At 50.9% G+C, this 16,681-nt stretch carries 13 protein-coding genes; 1 reads left to right on the top strand and 12 read right to left on the bottom strand.

Annotation, left to right across the window (positions count from 1 at the left end):
• Positions 1-109: 109 nt before the first annotated feature.
• From yajC to H8730_RS00155, 4 genes are all read right to left on the bottom strand, one after another.
• Positions 110-583, bottom strand: a complete 474-nt coding sequence (gene yajC, locus H8730_RS00170) for a preprotein translocase subunit YajC (RefSeq protein ID WP_177716383.1) — start codon at positions 581-583, stop codon at positions 110-112.
• A 190-nt stretch (positions 584-773) separates the two neighbouring features.
• Positions 774-1,364: a DUF3267 domain-containing protein gene (locus tag H8730_RS00165; RefSeq protein WP_177716381.1), complete on the bottom strand. Its 591-nt coding sequence runs from the start codon at positions 1,362-1,364 to the stop codon at positions 774-776.
• A 9-nt stretch (positions 1,365-1,373) separates the two neighbouring features.
• Positions 1,374-2,510 (bottom strand): tRNA guanosine(34) transglycosylase Tgt, encoded by a 1,137-nt coding sequence (tgt, locus tag H8730_RS00160; RefSeq protein ID WP_177716379.1) that lies wholly within the window; start codon positions 2,508-2,510, stop codon positions 1,374-1,376.
• A gap of 187 nt (positions 2,511-2,697) precedes the next feature.
• Positions 2,698-3,582 (bottom strand): AraC family transcriptional regulator, encoded by an 885-nt coding sequence (locus tag H8730_RS00155; RefSeq protein WP_177716377.1) that lies wholly within the window; start codon positions 3,580-3,582, stop codon positions 2,698-2,700.
• A gap of 155 nt (positions 3,583-3,737) precedes the next feature.
• On the opposite strand from H8730_RS00155, the gene melA reads away from it, so the two are divergent.
• A complete protein-coding gene (melA, locus tag H8730_RS00150; protein ID WP_249289093.1) occupies positions 3,738-5,048 on the top strand; it encodes an alpha-glucosidase/alpha-galactosidase in 1,311 nt (436 codons plus the stop codon).
• A gap of 104 nt (positions 5,049-5,152) precedes the next feature.
• On the opposite strand, the gene H8730_RS00145 is transcribed toward melA, so the two are convergent.
• From H8730_RS00145 to H8730_RS00110, 8 genes are all read right to left on the bottom strand, one after another.
• Positions 5,153-5,908, bottom strand: coding sequence for a DUF4886 domain-containing protein (locus tag H8730_RS00145; protein WP_177717443.1), 756 nt, complete (start codon positions 5,906-5,908; stop codon positions 5,153-5,155).
• A 12-nt stretch (positions 5,909-5,920) separates the two neighbouring features.
• Complete coding sequence (gene mgtE / locus H8730_RS00140; RefSeq protein WP_249289091.1) at positions 5,921-7,267, bottom strand: magnesium transporter; 1,347 nt, start codon at positions 7,265-7,267, stop codon at positions 5,921-5,923.
• Positions 7,268-7,548: 281 nt separating this feature from the next.
• The gene (locus H8730_RS00135) at positions 7,549-8,496 is read right to left on the bottom strand and encodes a glycosyltransferase family 2 protein (protein ID WP_177717445.1); all 948 of its coding nucleotides are present in this window, start codon (positions 8,494-8,496) and stop codon (positions 7,549-7,551) included.
• Positions 8,493-8,933 (bottom strand): GtrA family protein, encoded by a 441-nt coding sequence (locus H8730_RS00130; protein WP_249289089.1) that lies wholly within the window; start codon positions 8,931-8,933, stop codon positions 8,493-8,495. The genes H8730_RS00135 and H8730_RS00130 overlap by 4 nt, the downstream gene beginning before the upstream one ends.
• Positions 8,933-11,296, bottom strand: a complete 2,364-nt coding sequence (locus H8730_RS00125) for a YfhO family protein (RefSeq protein WP_177717446.1) — start codon at positions 11,294-11,296, stop codon at positions 8,933-8,935. The genes H8730_RS00130 and H8730_RS00125 overlap by 1 nt, the downstream gene beginning before the upstream one ends.
• Before the next feature lie 286 nt (positions 11,297-11,582).
• A complete protein-coding gene (locus H8730_RS00120; protein WP_177717448.1) occupies positions 11,583-13,508 on the bottom strand; it encodes a Sip1-related alpha-galactosidase in 1,926 nt (641 codons plus the stop codon).
• A 417-nt stretch (positions 13,509-13,925) separates the two neighbouring features.
• On the bottom strand, positions 13,926-14,693 hold the full coding sequence (locus H8730_RS00115) for a glycyl-radical enzyme activating protein (protein ID WP_249289087.1): 768 nt from the start codon (positions 14,691-14,693) through the stop codon (positions 13,926-13,928).
• The gene (locus H8730_RS00110; RefSeq protein ID WP_177719851.1) at positions 14,690-16,645 is read right to left on the bottom strand and encodes a pyruvate formate lyase family protein; all 1,956 of its coding nucleotides are present in this window, start codon (positions 16,643-16,645) and stop codon (positions 14,690-14,692) included. The genes H8730_RS00115 and H8730_RS00110 overlap by 4 nt, the downstream gene beginning before the upstream one ends.
• Positions 16,646-16,681 lie beyond the last annotated feature (36 nt).

Here is a 16,681-nt window from a genome sequence, read left to right as displayed (position 1 = left end):
CCCTTGTATAGGAAAATTTTATAATCAGGTCCGCCCGCGGCGTACCTTCGTATAGGATGAAAAATCCCTTCTCCGGCTCCAAGGCCCGAAAAGGGATCCATCATCGAACTTATTTCTTCTTCTTGAACGGGCTCTTCTTGCTGGATTTCTTGTCGGCTTCCTCCAGAAGATACTTGTCGTAATCATCCAGGCCGTCCTCCTCCAGATCCCCGCCAACCAGATCATCCTGCGGCTCCGGCTCCACATCCTCGATCTTCTTCTGTGTCAAATCAGGTTCCTGCGCCGAGAGAATCTGGTCGCGGCGCACCGGTATGATAATGCTGCGGTTGGTTCCAAACTCAACCATCAGACATTCATTGACAACATTCACTACCTTGCCGTACATGCCGTCGTTTAACAGCACCCAGTCGCCGTTGGTGATGGCGTTCTGCATCGCCGTCGTCTGCTTCTGGCGCTTCCGCTGAGGACGAATCAAAATAAAATACAAGATCACGATAAAGACCGCATAGATAGCAAGCATTCCAAACAAACCGCCGGTTCCGCTTCCGGTCGCCGCCGCATCTGTGGACAATAAAACAAACATTCGATATCCTCCTTTAAAATCGGTTCTAAAAAACACCTTGTTTGATTATACCTTGTTTATCAACATAGGTCAAGGGGGCGCATGGAAATTATTGTGAACAAATTGTAGCGTTACATTCGATAGGGGAAACTATACGGGGAGAGAATGGGCTGGCACCGCTTGCTGGCGTGGATTGGAATGAAACCGGAATTTATTTGAACCAATACAAGCCCTCGTTTGAAGCCTGGATTTTAGCCCCCTTTGGAACTTGTTTTATGACAGCTATTACATCCATATAGTCTGGTGATGGTGAAATCATTCCCATAAAAGCGGGAACAACACAAATCGTCAGTACAGCTTTCCAATGTAACGGACACACAATAAAAATAATAAGCGGAATTATGCCTAATGCCATGGGCGCAAGTGACATAGCAATATATCGGCTTTTACTGATCGCACAGAATGATACTGCATATGCCGCAACTTTTTTTAAGCACACGCCTACATAAACTTTTGCATTTTTCGGATAGCATACGGCATGAAGAAATTCATGTATGGGGATCAACAAAAATCCAATGATAAAGCCTGCGGGCATAAATCGTAAATCAAAAATGAACGCATCGCTTGCATTTTTCTTAATAAAAACACACACAAAGCATATGATCAGAGGGAAAATCCCATATGGCAATGAGGCTTTCAATATGTCATCCGGTCTCTTTAGTTTGACTGCATTTTCGGGGACTTGTCCATCGGGGAAATCCTTCTCCCAATCTTGGTTTCCCTCCCAAATTATTTCTGCCATACAATCTCCTTACAGTCCGAGCTCCTCAAATCCTGCCAGGGCCTGGCGCTTGTAAGCCGGATACCGGTCCTCGTCCAGGGCATCCCGGATCTCCTGCATCATCGTATTATAAAAGTACAGGTTGTGCAGTACACAGAGGCGCATTCCCAGCATCTCTTTGGCCTTCAGCAGATGCCGGATATACGCCCGGCTGTAAGCACGGCAAGCTGGGCAGCGGCATCCCTCCTCGATGGGCTGGGTGTCCAGCTGGTACTGGGCATTCCACAGATTGATCTTGCCCCTGCGGGTGTACACGTGTCCATGGCGTCCATTTCGCGCTGGAAGAACACAGTCAAAGAAGTCAACCCCGCGGTCCACCGCCTCCAAAATATTGGCCGGCGTTCCAACGCCCATCAGATAGGTTGGCTTGTCCACCGGCAGGTGGGGAACCGTCTCCTCCAAAATATGGTACATCTCGGCGTGGGTCTCCCCCACAGCCAGCCCGCCAATGGCGTAGCCATCCAAATCCAACTCTGCGATCCGCTTTGCGTGCTCGATGCGGACATCCTCCAGAACACCTCCCTGGTTGATTCCAAAGAGGCGCTGATTGGGGTTTAGCGTTTCCTCCAACCGATTCAGCCGATCCATCTCCTCCTTGCAGCGGACCAGCCATCTTGCCGTTCTGGATACGGAATCTTCAATGTATCGCCGGTCCGCTTTGCTGGGAGGACACTCATCGAAGGCCATGGCGATGGTGGACGCCAGATGAGACTGGATGCGCATACTCTCCTCGGGCCCCATGAAAATTTTTCGCCCATCGATATGGGAGGAAAAGGTCACGCCTTCCTCCCGGATTTTCCCCCGAAGAGAGGTCAGTGAAAAAACTTGAAATCCTCCGGAATCCGTCAAAATCGGGCGGTCCCAGTTCATAAAGCGATGCAAGCCGCCGAGCTGATAGATAATCTCATCCCCCGGTCTCACATGAAGATGGTACGTGTTGGACAATTCCACCTGACATCCGATCTCCTTCAAATCCATGGACGAAACAGCCCCCTTGATGGCGGCCGCTGTTCCGACATTCATAAAAACCGGCGTCTGAATTGTCCCGTGGGGTGTCCGGTATTCTCCTCGTTTCGCATTTCCCTGTTTCTTTATCAGTTTGTACATACCTGTCTCTCCTTACCTTTTCCTCTGATGGGTGACCCGATTATTCACAGTTATTGTGATTGGCATTCAACAAAGCGGCCACCAAAAAACCAAATACAACCCCAGCGACAAAACAAGCAATATATCCCATGGCAATTCCTCCCGCTGTAATTTCACACAATTCTATCTTATTCAAGTGGAGAAGAATTTATATCTGATTTTTCGGACTACCATTAATTTGGACAGGTCCCTCCGACGCGCGCTTGCGGTACTCCCGCGGCGAACAGCCGAAGCACCTGCGAAATTGCTTGGAGAAGTTCGCAAGATCATTAAATCCGCTGGAATACATAACCTCGGTTATAGAAAGGGGTGTCGACACAAGCAGATAGGCGCTGTGATGCAGCCGGTATTTGACGAGATATTCTTGCACCGATACATTCAGCTCTTTTTTAAAGATTCGGAACAGATGGCTCCGGTCCACTCCGATGTGGGAGGCCACCGATTCAACGGTGATGGGATAGGAATAATTCTTGTGGATATAGTCCAGCGCCAGGTCCAGTAGATTATACCGGAATCCCTTGTCATGGCTGCCCGCCTGATAAATCTGTGAGAAGAAGCCGTACAGGGCTGACATAGCGGTAAATCCGTTCTGGTCTGCGCCGTAGTGTTCCGACATAGTCAGAATCACCTGCTCCATCTTCCTCGCGTCATCAAAGACAAAGATTGGCCGGTCGACTTTGATCCCACATTGATTCAGGATCGGCTTCGCGTCGGCGCCGTTAAATCCCACCCACGCGTAATACCACGGCGCACTGTGGCTTGCCCGGTACGTCGTCACCATGCTTGGGATGATGAGAAACCCTTGGCCTGTCTCAAGATGATATTGCTGATCCCCGACATAAAAATCTCCCTCCCCGTCTAAAACACAGTGCATCAAATAGTGATCTCGAACCGCCGGTCCAAACTGGTGACCTGGCGCACAGTGCTCGAATCCACACTGATGAATATAGAGGGCACTGTTCACGACCCAACGATTTTTTCCAGTCAACGTCAAACGGTCATCGTCCCTCGCCTGTCTGCAAAGCTCCTCCATTGCATCACCCTCTCTGCACTATCTTATCATAAAATACGAAATATGCAACATAAAAACAAGTTTTTGCAACATTTTTCTCTGGTCATTGGAGGAAATCTATAGTATGATACGCATATAGGGATACGTCCCAATCTGATTTACAAGGAGACCTTACCATGATTAAAATCACATTTGTCGGAGCCGGCAGCACGGTATTCGCGAGAAACGTCATCGGCGACTGTATTCTGACTCCGGAGCTGGGCGATTTCGAAGTATGCTTGTTTGACATCGATCCGAAACGCCTGGATGATTCCTATCAGATCCTTACCAATATCAATGCAACCGCCCAGGGAAAAGCGCATATCCACCAGACTCTGGACAAGGAGGAAGCCTTCCGCGGCGCTGATTTTGTCGTCAACGCCATTCAGGTAGGGCTGTATGATCCCTGCACCATCACAGACTTTGAAGTCCCGAAAAAATATGGACTTCGCCAGACCATTGCGGATACCCTTGGCATCGGCGGAATCTTCCGCGCACTTCGCACCATTCCCGTCATGAAGGCGTATGCGGATGATATGGAGCGTCTCTGCCCCAATGCCATCTTCTTAAACTACACCAATCCCATGGCCATGCTCTCCGGATATATGCAGCGCTTTACCAATATCCGCACCGTTGGCCTTTGCCATTCTGTTCAGGCGTGCGCCAATGGACTTCTGGACACCTTGGGCATGGAGGAATACAAGGACAAGACGCGCTGGGAGATCGCCGGCATCAATCATCAGGCTTGGCTGTTGAAGATCGAGGACTTAGCTGGCAACGATCTGTACCCTGAGATCAAGCGCCGCGCCAGCGACCCCGCGTACAATACAGAGGGCAAGGATTTGGTTCGACTCGAACTTATGAAACATTTTGGCTACTATATCACCGAGTCCAGCGAACATAATGCCGAATATGGCCCCTACTTTATCAAAGATAAATATCCGGAGCTCATCGACCGCTTCAAAATACCTCTGGATGAGTACCCTCGCCGCTGCGTCAACCAGATCAATGGCTGGAATGAGATGCGGGAGAGCCTCCTCCACGATTCCCACATCGAGCACAAAAAGACACATGAATTTGCTTCCTACATCATTCAAGCTGTCATAGACGACAAGCCGTACCGCATCCACGGAAACGTGCTCAACAACGGTTTAATCACAAACCTTCCCCAAAATGCTTGTGTGGAAGTCCCCTGTCTGGTTGACCGCAATGGAATCAACCCTTGCTATGTAGGAGATCTGCCGGAACAGTGTGCTGCTCTGAATCGCACCAATATCAACGTTCAGCTGCTGACAATTAAAGCAGCGGAAACATTGAAAAAGGAATACATCTACATGGCCGCCATGCTGGACCCCCACACCACCTCCGAGCTGTCCATCGACGACATCCGTTCGCTGTGCGACGATCTCATCGAGGCCCATGGCGATTGGCTACCCAAGTATCATTAAACCATAAGGTCCGCCTCACGGCGGACTTTTCTATAGGAAGAGGAAGCGGTATGGGGCAGCCCATACCGCTTTTGAAATCCCGTTATTCGCATAGCCACTTCGCTCTACTGACAGGCGTGCGGCGAATGGTTCTGTTCCCATTCAAGCCGCGCCTCATGGGCACATCGCTGCAAAAATTCCTGTTCCCGCACCGACAGCCCTTCTGGACGAAATGCATTGCCCACCACAGTCTCCCGCGCAAAAAACTCATACCAAACCGCTGCCAACAGATACCGCCCCTGGGGAATTGACGCGTGAAAGGTATCGCGGTGCAGATTGGAGAAGCCCTGCGCCAGCGCATATTGAAAGGCATATCCACATGGAATGATGGAAGCTCCCCCCAGATCCGTTGCCGCCTGTTCATAGGCGGCTTCCAGCTGATCGTACATCTCCCGCTGGTTGGCAAACCCAAGTTCCTCCGTCAGGCGCTGGCTGCCCTCCTCATAGGCCCAGGTCTCATGGATCACCAGCTCTGCCCCCGGCGCGTACTGTCTAACGTATTCGGCCAATGTCATAAGATACGGCTGATAGGTTCCTTTGTCCGCGCTGAAATGGCTGGCCTGTTGCAGCGTGACAAAATCCCAGGGTTGGCTGGACAGAACCTCCCGGCTGGTCGCCTTGATATGACTCTCTCCGTCTCCGTTGACCTGCTTTTCATACGCCGCCTCCTCCCGGGATGCAAAGTCGACATGCTGGGCCAGACTGCACCCCCCATAATACAAATTGGTCACATTGAGCTGTTGACCCCCTGCGACCGCGATCTCACGGAGATACCGCGTCGCGTCCTGGGAAAAGCTATTCCCAATGGCTAATATTTCCACTCGATTCCCCTCCTAAATATGCAGCAACCGCTGCGCAATGCTAAAGTATATGACCAAGGAAAATGCATCCACAATGGTCGTGATCAGCGGAGACGCCATGATAGCCGGGTCTGCGTGAATCATTTTCGCCGCCATGGGGAGCAGCCCGCCAACGATTTTCGCCAGCACCACGGTTATAAACAAGCTAATCACCACTGTCAACGCGATCATCTCATTGCCCGGATACATCCACCGAAGTCGCAGGTAGTTCACCAGGGATAAAACCAGTCCCACCAACAGCGCCACTCGAAGCTCTTTCCAGAGCACCTTGAGCGCGTCTTTCATCCGAATTTCCGAAAGCGCCATACCGCGGATGATCAGTGTAGCGCTCTGAGAACCAGCGTTTCCCCCTGTATCGGTCAGCATGGGAATAAACGTGACCAACAGCGGCAGCGCGGCAAAAGCCGCTTCGTACTTCTGTAAAACGCCGCCTGTGATCATGGCCGAGATCATGAGCACCAGCAGCCAAAGTATCCGGTGCCGGGCTAAAGCCCAGACGCTGGTTTTTAAATATGGCTTCTCCGACGGCGTCATCGCCGCCATTCTCTCGAAGTCCTCCGTGGCCTCCTGCTCCATAACCTCCACCGCGTCGTCCACCGTCACGATGCCCACCAGCCGGTTTTCCTCATCGACAACGGGGATGGACAGCAAGCCATATTTTGAAAATAGCTTAGCTGTTTCCTCCTGATTCTCCGTTGTGACAACGGATATCATATTTGCATCCATAACGGATTCAATGCCCGCCTCGTCCTCCGCCATGAGCAGATCCTTCACACTGACCTCCCCCTCCAAGCGCCGGTTGGCGTCGGTGACATAGCAGGTATACACCGTCTCTTTATTCAGGCCCGTACTGCGAATCTTACGAATGGCAGCTCCCACTGTCATAGTCTTTCGCAAGTCCACAAATTCCGCCGTCATAATGCTGCCGGCCGAGTCCTCCGGATAACGCAAAAATTGGTTGATCATCGCCCGCTTTTCAGGCGTTGCGTTCCTTAAAACCCGCTTTACTACATTGGCCGGCAGCTCCTCCAGCATGTCCACCATGTCGTCCACAAACAAATCGTTCATGATTTGGGATATCTCCGTATCCGTCACCGACTCAATGATCGTCTGCTGCGTCTCCACCGACAGCTCCGCGAATACATCGGCCGCCATCTCCTTCGGCAGCATACGGAACACGACAGCCATTTTCTCCGGCGGCAGGTCTTCCAAAAATTCCGCAATGTCAACTTCGTTTCGATTTGTCAGCGCATCCTTAACACGAAAAAACTTCTTCTCTTCCAGCCACTCCTTTAACAGTCCAAAATTCAATGGTTCCATTTCCCATCCTCCTTTTCTCGTTGTACAAAAAGGCCTAGAAAACGGACAAACCGCAGAAACAACGCTCACCTCCGGTGAACGTTCAACTCCTGCGGGACGAATATCATATGATAAGGGAATTCAAGCGGTCCACAGGCGGACCGAAACCCATCGCTCATGATCGTCGCTGTCCTCGTTTCTACATCGGCCGCTTATTTCCACTTGCTTTCCCTCCAATCTTGTTTAGAATCGCATTTATTATATTCCCATCCGCCGGAAAAATCAACCCCTGGCGGGAAAACTTACCTCTTCAATTCCTCCTCTATGATATAGCGAGGCCGCGCCTTGACCTCCGAGTATATTTTTCCGATATACTCGCCTAATACGCCGAGACAGAGAAGCTGGACGCCACCCAAAAGCCAGATGGAGCAGACAATGGCCGTCCAGCCGGCCACGGCGAGTCCCGCGAATTTAGAGATCAGAGCATATAACAGGCCTAGAATGCTGAGCAGGGAGATCACAAATCCAAGACCTGATATGATTTTAAGAGGCTTTACACTGAAAGATGTAATCCCTTCCAAGGCGAACGATAGCATTTTTTTAAGCGGATATTTGGATTCTCCCGCGAAGCGCTCTCCCCTGTCATAATACACGGAGTCTGTCTTGTACCCGATCTCCGGCACAATACCGCGGAGGAATAGGTTGACCTCCCGGTACTGCGCCAAACCATCCAACGCCGTTTTGCTCATGAGCCGGTAATCCGCGTGATTGTTGACCACCTTCGTCCCCAGCAAATTCATAAGCTTGTAGAAGGCCAGCGCGGAGTTTCGCTTGAAAAAGGTATCTGTCTTTCTCTCCTTTCGGACGCCATAGACGATCTCACAGCCTTCTTTATATTTTTCCATAAATTCATCCAGCACCTCAATATCATCCTGTAGGTCCGCATCCATGGAGATGGATACGTCGCAGTACTTGCGGGCTGTCATGAGGCCTGCAAGCAGCGCGTTCTGGTGGCCTCGATTGTGCGCCAGTTTGCAGCCGGCAAAATGCGGGTCCTGGGCGTGGAGCTTGGCAATCATCTCCCAGGTGGCGTCCTTGCTTCCATCATCCACAAACAATACGCGGCTGGCGTCGCTGCAAACCTCCTGTTCGATCATGCGTCCCAGCTTGTCCAAAATGCGCTTGGATGTCTCCGGCAGCACCGCTTCCTCGTTATAACAGGGGATCACAATATATAGGCAGGGAATCATGAATGGGCCTCCTTTTTTCGAAAGATAAATACTTTGCTGAATACAAAATTCATGATGATGACGGCGATGTTCGATACAATTTTCATGGCCACATCCCACAGATGGAAATATTCGACGGTTACGTACAGGAACGCCGTATCGAACAGTCCAGACACGAGCCGGGCGCCGACAAAGGATACAAACTCTCGCAAAAGAAGCTTGGCCTTCCAGGTTTTGCTCTCAAAGACGAATATCTTATTGGTCACATAGGCAAACAAGACAGAGAGAAACCACGCCAATCCATTGGACAGGACTAAATCCATGTGAAAAACTTTTGTGCTGACGAGGTAGACTCCGATATTGACAAGCGTTGTGAAACCGCCGAAAAAAACATACAAAATCATTTCTCTGTACCGCCGGAACAACGCTAGACTTTTATCCCAAAGTCTCCGCTCCACTATAGCTTCCTCCTCTTCTTCCCCAAAGTTTGGTCTATGGTCACATAGGCACCCCACACGAGGATGGACGCAATGGTTACGATCCCTCCGAATTTTAAGCCCGGCGTCCGGTAGTGGAACCGGATCGTGTTTGTCCCCGCAGGCGCCTCTACCGCCATAAATCCTTTATTAACCCGCTCCACGTCCACCTCTTCGCCGTTGACCTCCGCTGTCCAGCCTTCCTCCCACGGAACGCTGAAGAAGACCAACGTTCTCTCCCGGATGGTGATCACTGCCTCAAATCCGTCGTTGTCCCGGATGAAGGAGGACGCTGTCTCCTCCCGCCTGTCCAGACAGTCTTGAAAATAGGCTTTCTCGCTGTAATCCTCCAACTTCGGGTCCTCGATGGCCTCATAGAGAGAACCGTACTTCTCCGCCTGCTCTTCGCTCAGCACGATGGCCTTGAGCATCAGCTGGGCTCTTCGCTTTTCCGAGACTTGGCTGCACTGCTCTTCGGTGACATAGGCGTCGTAAGTGAAGCCCATGGGAATATAGTACTCATTTTCCCAGACATGATATCCCGCCATGTCGTCGTAGTATCGGTATCCCGGCATGGAGGTATCGGGATCCTCGCTGGTCACGTCCCCAAACTCGTCGGAAACGTTGATGCGGTCAAAATACCAGTGGACGGACAGCAGAGACCGGACCGCATAATTATCCTCGGATATCTTGGAGGACACGGACCGCTGCTCCCCTAGATAGGTATAAAAATCGATAATGGAAACCGGTATGATACTGTGAAACGCCCGCATACAGGAAATCTCCCAAAACATTCCCATATTGATGAAAGAATCGTCCGTATCAATCCGAATGGCTTCCTCTTTATCCGGAATGGTGATTTTGTCTGCCCCTTCTATGGCGTCGGGAATAATATAGTTCTTTGTGTCATAGGATCGGGTTTTTCCCCAGATAACGAAGAAATTTCCATATATGACGGAAATGATACAGATGGAGATCACGGTGCGCTTTGCAAAGAGCCGGTAGTCTTTGCGGAGCTGATTCACAAAGGTGCTTAGCAACAGCAGAGAGCCCAATGCCGTCACCCCGATGATGATAAATTGCAGGAGATACCCATCTTCGTACAAGCCGATCCGAATGACATCCTCCTTGTCCTTCTGGGGCGTAAGGCCAATGATCAGCAGCACCACCACCGTCAAAATCATCGTCTGCGACAGCGCTTTCTTTAACCGCTCCTCCTGCTGGCGGTCCAACACAAGGACCGTGGCCAAAATCAACATCAGAGTTAACATATAGAACCAGCGAGCGTAGTACGAGGCATTCAGCGCGTAAAATAAACTGTTCAGTCCCGGAACCAGAGCCATGATCACCAGCACTACCAGAATCGTCTTAATCCAGCTTTTGCTTCTGGTTTTCATAAAGGCCAGGACACCGCTCATGCTGAATAAGGGCAGATACGCGGACAGGGACGTCCACTTCACATTGGCGTCCGGAATCAAAACTGGACGGGAGGGGAGCTCCGGCGGAAAAAACAGGCTGGCCAATATGGCGGGCAGCCGCTGCCGGTTGCTGTACAGCCAGAAATCGAATCCATATTGTGGATTGTCCACCCGCGGGTTCTGAAGGACCGTGATTACGGACGGCACCATAAGGACAAAACTCATGAGGAACCCGAGGACCGCCTCAAATGCTAAATTCAAAAATTTTTTCCAGGTGAGGGTAAAATTGCGCATCCCCAGCCGAATAAAAAAGTACAGGATGACGAATATGACCTCGCCAAAAAAGAAAAAATAGTTGACCATGGCGTTTAAAAATACCGCCAGGGCAAACACCCCCTTGGTATTGTGGTCCATGAATTCATCCAATCCAATGAGCAGCAGGGGGAACAGCACCATCACTTCATGGAAGTGATTAAAGAAGATATTGTATATCGAAAAGCCGGAGAATGCATACAGGAGTCCACCGATCACGGCAAATTCCCGATGCTTGACGTATTTCGCAAGATAAACATAACTTGTCGCGGCGGCACAGGCAAACTTTAGGATCAACAGCGGTCCGATCAAATAGGGTACGAAATCATTGGGAAAGGGGATCGTCAGCCAAAAGAAGGGACTCCCGAGAAGGTAGAAGCTGTAGGACGATACAAAATTGGCTCCCAGGTCCGTATACCAATTCCATCCAAAGTTTCCGCTGCGAACAGCCGCGTGAGCTGTCTTATAGAAGGGAATCTGCTGAGAGTTAAAATCCCCCAAAAATAAAAAATACCCTTTATCCCAGATCATGGCCGGCACAAAAATCAGCATTGCCGTGATCAAGCTGATTAAAAATACCTGGCCGATCATGGATTTTTGGTTCGTCTGTGTCATGCTCTTTCTCTCCTTATCCTTTCGTATGTCCCTGCTCTATTAACACCTGAAAGGATCGCAAGGTAACATCCGTTGGAATGTACAAAACATCGTTTAGCAATCCGCATAGTAAAGGGCATCTCCGTATTTTCTTATGTGCAAGCACAGTGAAAATGCGGAAATGCCCTTTTCGCACTGCTTATTGCCTACGCCCCTATTATACCCTATTTTTCCAGAATCGACAATAGATTTCAGAAAAAAGTAACGATATAGGCGAGACGTGTGCCAACTGGAATCCTGGGTATTTTTATTTAGCGCCGCTGGCAGACGCCAAGACGCACAATTTTCCATTCTTTACACAGGTGCAGGGCACATCTTCATACATCTGGATACGGTCCCCCTCTTTGTACCGAATGGTTTTCGGGGCTACAAATTTGCTGACGTCGCCAAGTGCGGCAAAATCCTGGACATAGGGGACAAACAGATACAGTTTGTATTCGTTTCCATTTCGAAGCGCAAGGGGAATGCGCGCCTCTCGATTCAAAATCTGTACTTCTCCTGTAAAATATTCATAGACGGCAAAGGTCTCTCCCTCCAGCCCTTCCACATCGCTGGGCGAGATCGTTCCCTGAACGGCATGGTCCTCCCTGTCTAGGTTGAACGCGGCCAGAATCCCGCTGTCGCCGCATATATTTTGGACTTTAAACGGCTCGCCGGAAGTCTCAGGATTCTTTGTCAGACAGTCCGCCGTGGGCATGGCCGGACGGTCGCACCGCAAAATCCTGCCATCTGACAGAACAAGAGGGTCCAGAATCTCTTTTTTACTTCGCCCAATGGGATCGCTGACATAGATCGGTCCGCCGCTGATCCCGCGCAGAATGCTGTTCTTCTCCGCTTGCCCGTCGTCGCTCCACCACATATCCCAATCACAGTAGTAGAATTGTCCCTGAACGAAGGAATTATAGGAGCACTGCAAAATGTGTTTGTGAAACCATTCGCTGTTCTCGGGCATGAAGTCATCACTGCACCTGGAAATTGGACTAATGGCACGGTTCCACATATCTTCGCTGGCCATTCCCATACAATTGATCATGGCGTTGTCAAAATGCTCTCCCACAGAGGCCTCCATGCCATCGTGATAGCTGCGGGCAATCTCCCCGACAGGCGCAAGTCCCTTATAGAATCGATTGACCATACTCTGATTATCGATCTTAATCATCTCAGCACCGCACCGGCGCAGAAAGTCATGAAAGGCTTTGTAGAACATGTACGCTTTTTCCGTTTTATAGTCCGATATGTGCCGCCCGTCCTGGGTTTCAAGTAGATAGTCTTTTACTTTTGCGTATGCGTCCCCCTCCGGATCAAGTCCACGCCAGTACCCCGTCGTGGGATGCCAAATTCCAACCCGAAGTCCACATTCTTTGACTTTATCGATGCAGTGCTTGAGCCCTTCCGGAAAGCGAAGGGGATCCGCTTCGAAGGAATACAGGGTGCTTCTGTGCTGGAGTTCCACCATCTCGCGGAAATTTGCATACTCGGCCCCATAAAACTCATGGACTTCCGCCCACATATCATCCAGCAGCGCCCATTGGACAGGGATCTTCTTCTCCTGGAACTCTCGGCACTTCTCCAGTACCCCCTCCTCACTGACCCGGATTTGCATCGCATCCCAACTGCACCACCCCAAATACTCAAAAATATCCGGATATCGCCGGTCTTTTCTGGAAGGGTAGCCCGAATTCAAAAGGGTCAGCGCCGTCTCTACACAGCGCTCCATCACAGCGAAGGGATCCTCCCCCTCCCCGCAGACAAAGGCGAGCCCCGAGCAGGTGGTCAGCCCATTGCTCCAGCTGAATAAACGGGCGACTAAACCGCTCTCGGTCCCCTTCAACACACATTTATACTGTTCCGAAACGACGGGTAGGATTACGCCGAACGTACCATTCTTCCGCCGGTAGACGAGAGTCTGCGTCTCATCGGGAATCTGCGTAAAATCTGTGCCGAAGTGTGGCCGGCACCAAAATTCGCTGTGCCGGTAATCCGCCATGTATTCCTCGACCTCTCCTTCCACATCGATTTCAATGCCCATTCCGAAATCCGGGCATAGCGGACCGGCCGAGACGGCATCCGCAAAAACCGCTTGTATCCCGTCGGGACAGTCCCGCACCTGAACCCCAGCTTCCACTCCCTCTCTTTGGTGACCCTCTGTCTGTATCCAAGCAGTTACTTTCATACAAAATCCCCCTTTTTGTTCTGGCGCCGCCCCGTTTTACAGCCGATACTGCTTCCATCCCCTATGTGAGATCTGGCAGAATCATACTATTGTGGACCACGCCCTAATGATGATAAACAGTGATATTTTATAAAATTCTGCCAATCAGAAATAATGTTGATATTGATTGGTTCTAAACACTTTTCCAGGCATAACGCTGGGTCTGCCTCTCTCAAAGCATCTGATTCAATATGGCAGAAAAGTACTACTCATTGCAGATCTGAACTCTACCGGTCGTTCCCACAGGCAAATTTGACTCCGATAGCAGTTGTTTTGCCGTTTTTGCGTTCCGCCTTGCCTGTAAGGGATTTATAGATTCTTGCCAAATGATGTAAGACGGCGATTAGCGCCTAGCCGGCCTTGTCGACGCGGATGTCCTTAAGATTTCCGATCCTGGAGTGCATAGTGCATCCCCAACATCGGATATTTGGCTCCGGCCATGGGGTTGTAGGGCAGGGTTTCCCACGGGTCTCCCCCCACAATTCGTTGAATGGCGTCCAGATTTTCCTCCGTGTCCGTTATTCCGGGAATCAAAGGCGTTCGAATAAGAAAATCCGTACCGCTCCGCCTCAAAAAATCCAAATTGGCGAGGATCCGGTCATTAAACACCCCCGTATAGGTCATGTGCTGTTGCCGGTCGGCCAGCTTGATGTCGAACATCACAAAGTCCATCTCCCCGACCACAGCTTGAAATACATCTTTGTCAGCGTATCCGCTTGTTTGCAGCGCAACATGGCAGTCCAGCTTTCGGGCAAGCTCCAACAAAAATTGGGATTGCATCAGCGGCTCTCCCCCTGAGAACGTGACCCCCCCGCCACACCGGCGAAAATAATCCACATGCCGCATCAAAATCTCGGCTAGCTCCTCCACCCCATATTTCTCCCCGCTGACCTGGATCAGCCCGTGGGGACACGCGTGGATACACCGTTCATAGGGTTCGCATTCCGGGTGCTCGCATGGCTGGAGACACCGCCCGCAATGCCGACAGAGAGACCGCTTAATCATCAATTCAGACTCCGCCTTTAGCCCCTCCGGGTTATGACACCACCGGCACCGCAATGGACACCCTTTAAAAAAGACTGTCGTTCTGGCCCCCGGACCATCGTGGAGCGAGAATTCCTTGATATCAAAGATTGTCCCTATCATATCGTGTATTCCGTTCGCTGCAGCACATGATCCTGGTATTCCTTATCCAGCTCAACAAAGTATGCGCTCCAGCCCCATATTCGGACGACAAGCTGCTGGTGATCCTCCGGATGCTGCTGCGCGTCCCGCAACACATCAGCATTGACCGCATTCAGCTGTAATTGATGGCCGCCCAAATCGATATAGGTTTTCACAAGCTGGGCCACCTTCTGTATGCACGCCTCGTCGGTAAACATACTGCTGTGAAACTCCAGCGTCAAGGGGCCGCCGTTGATGACCCTCTTTAAATTCGGCTTGACAAAGGATTTGATCAGAGAGAAGGGCCCTTTTGTCTTCGCAAACAAGCTGGGCGAGTAGTTCGCGCCAAAAGCCTCCCCTTTCCGCCGTCCATCTGGGGAGGCTCCGATCTCGTCGGCGTGCCACAAATAGTACATAGCGCTGCCTGTACCTCCCCTGAAGATGCCGCCGCGATCATTCTTCCTTCCCGCTAACGCATCTGCAAAGTCATCGAGAAGCTCCACGGCTATGGTATCCACATCGTCCACATCATTTCCCATCTTTTCCGTCTCATAGCGGAGCTTGGGCAGCCATTCTCCGTGATGTTCAAAATCGCTGTCGATCATATCCAGGAACGCATCTGGCTCGATCTCATGACCATACACATACTTTTGAATCGCGTAGAGAGAGTCCGCCGCTGTTGCGATTCCAGTCCCGTGAATTCCCTCGTTGCGGTAGCGAATCTCACCCATACAGAGGCGTAACAGTGGGGAGGGAATGAACCATACATTTTGGATCGAGCTGCAGATCCTCCCGCATTCTTCATGAATCTCCTGCCGAACCGCAGCCATAAAGTCCTCAAAGGTATGACAGACAGCAAGTTTGCGGTGAAGGCAGGTATCGACAATCTTGGGAAACGATAGCGCCGCGATATTGGCAATATCCGCTCCGACCTTGGGAATGATAAATTCCCAACAGGCCGCGACCACGTAATCCCTCGCATCCTGAAGATCGTACCCTAGATCGGTCAGTCCTTCGATCACCGCATCGTCATTGGAGTATTGAGGAAAACCCAGCCCCGCCCTTGTCAGCCGAGTTCCCATTTCATAGATTTCCAGCGGGGTGTTATGGCTGACGCGCAGATTGATTTTCGGGTCGATCATCTTAAGATCTTCGCTGGCTTGAAGGCAAAGCTTGGACAGAAGATTGAACGCATCGTTGCCCTCTGAATCCATTCCCCCGAGCACCATGCTCTGTCCATTGTCACCCTGCTGCACCCCCGGATACAAATCGCTATCCCGATTAAAGGATAAAAAGAAATCCTCGAGAAGCGAAAGCGCCGATTCCTCCGTGTAAAGCCCCTTCTCCATATCGGCTTGAAGATAGGGAAACATATATTGGTCAAACCGGCCTACCGTGATATGATAGTTGCCTTCAAGCCATAGAGAAAAGTGGAGAATCCGAAAAAATTGCAGCGCTTCACGAAAGCTGGTGGCGCCGTAGCGGGGTACGCGCTCCAGCGTTTTGGCGATGTCGCGGCGCCCCTGTTTTACCGCCTCGTCCCGATACCGGTCGGCTAAGCCGAAAATTGCGTCGATGGCGCGCCGGCCATATTCATCCGCCGCTTCCCGCCGTTTAAGCAATCCGTCCCGAATGACGCTCTCATAATCCGGCGAGACATTGGACATATAGCCGAGTTCATGGATATATTTCGTTTTCCGGATTTCCTGCCACTCCGCCTCGCTAAAAATATCGGGAATCCTGGAAATCGTGCGGAGATAACAGATCTCTTCCCCTGGCAGGATAACTGGCGTCTCCGCCTCGCACAGCTTCTCAAAGCGCATCGCCATCCTCTCCTCCGGCGGTTTGCCGGCAAAGTCTAAGGATACCGATAACTCTCTTCTGTACATATGATGTTTCTTCTTCTGAATTAACTCATATAAGGCCCGATCCATAGTTCTCCACCCTCTCTACATTATCGTTAATGTGAT

It is taken from the genome of Bianquea renquensis, assembly GCF_014384895.1.
In the GTDB taxonomy this organism is placed as follows: domain Bacteria; phylum Bacillota; class Clostridia; order Lachnospirales; family Bianqueaceae; genus Bianquea; species Bianquea renquensis.
This window is presented reverse-complemented; position numbering and strand designations above follow the sequence as displayed.

Coding starts and splice junctions, on each gene's coding strand:
- H8730_RS00165 (WP_177716381.1), bottom strand. CDS start 1,364: ATGGCAGAAATAATTTGGGAGGGAAACCAAGATTGGGAGAAGGATTTC.
- H8730_RS00120 (WP_177717448.1), bottom strand. CDS start 13,508: ATGAAAGTAACTGCTTGGATACAGACAGAGGGTCACCAAAGAGAGGGA.
- melA (WP_249289093.1), top strand. CDS start 3,738: ATGATTAAAATCACATTTGTCGGAGCCGGCAGCACGGTATTCGCGAGA.
- yajC (WP_177716383.1), bottom strand. CDS start 583: ATGTTTGTTTTATTGTCCACAGATGCGGCGGCGACCGGAAGCGGAACC.
- H8730_RS00155 (WP_177716377.1), bottom strand. CDS start 3,582: ATGGAGGAGCTTTGCAGACAGGCGAGGGACGATGACCGTTTGACGTTG.
- H8730_RS00135 (WP_177717445.1), bottom strand. CDS start 8,496: ATGATTCCCTGCCTATATATTGTGATCCCCTGTTATAACGAGGAAGCG.
- mgtE (WP_249289091.1), bottom strand. CDS start 7,267: ATGGAACCATTGAATTTTGGACTGTTAAAGGAGTGGCTGGAAGAGAAG.
- H8730_RS00110 (WP_177719851.1), bottom strand. CDS start 16,645: ATGGATCGGGCCTTATATGAGTTAATTCAGAAGAAGAAACATCATATG.
- tgt (WP_177716379.1), bottom strand. CDS start 2,510: ATGTACAAACTGATAAAGAAACAGGGAAATGCGAAACGAGGAGAATAC.
- H8730_RS00115 (WP_249289087.1), bottom strand. CDS start 14,693: ATGATAGGGACAATCTTTGATATCAAGGAATTCTCGCTCCACGATGGT.
- H8730_RS00125 (WP_177717446.1), bottom strand. CDS start 11,296: ATGACACAGACGAACCAAAAATCCATGATCGGCCAGGTATTTTTAATC.